Raw genomic sequence first — 279 nt, 5'->3', positions numbered from 1 at the left:
ATCGTGAAATTGTGCCTTTGTCGGGAGTTGGATGAGATCCCTGATCGGGTGGTAAAAGGCTTCGTCGGCAGGCCGATGAACGATGCTTGCACCTGAACTTAACAGCAGATTTTCCGCGACGCTGTTGGGCTGGAAGGGATCGCTCTGTTCCGTCTCGAGCAGGGTGTCATTGAGCATTTCGAGCCCCTCCGTTTGCTCGATGTTGAACAGAAAATGTGTCCTGAGAATGCCGAAGTGAGCGACCTTGGGCTGACCGTTTTCATCGAGTACGGGTTGGCC

General features: G+C 53.8%; 1 protein-coding gene. It reads right to left on the bottom strand.

All coding sequences use genetic code 11. The features are described from left to right. Window positions 1-279 (bottom strand): hypothetical protein (locus KZZ04_RS18975; protein WP_257903684.1); only part of this gene is annotated, 279 nt, incomplete at both ends.

This window comes from Pseudoalteromonas sp. CR1 (genome assembly GCF_019392235.1).
Classification (GTDB): domain Bacteria; phylum Pseudomonadota; class Gammaproteobacteria; order Enterobacterales; family Alteromonadaceae; genus Pseudoalteromonas.
Note: the sequence above shows the minus strand (reverse complement) of the source record. Positions and strands in the feature narration are given on the sequence as shown.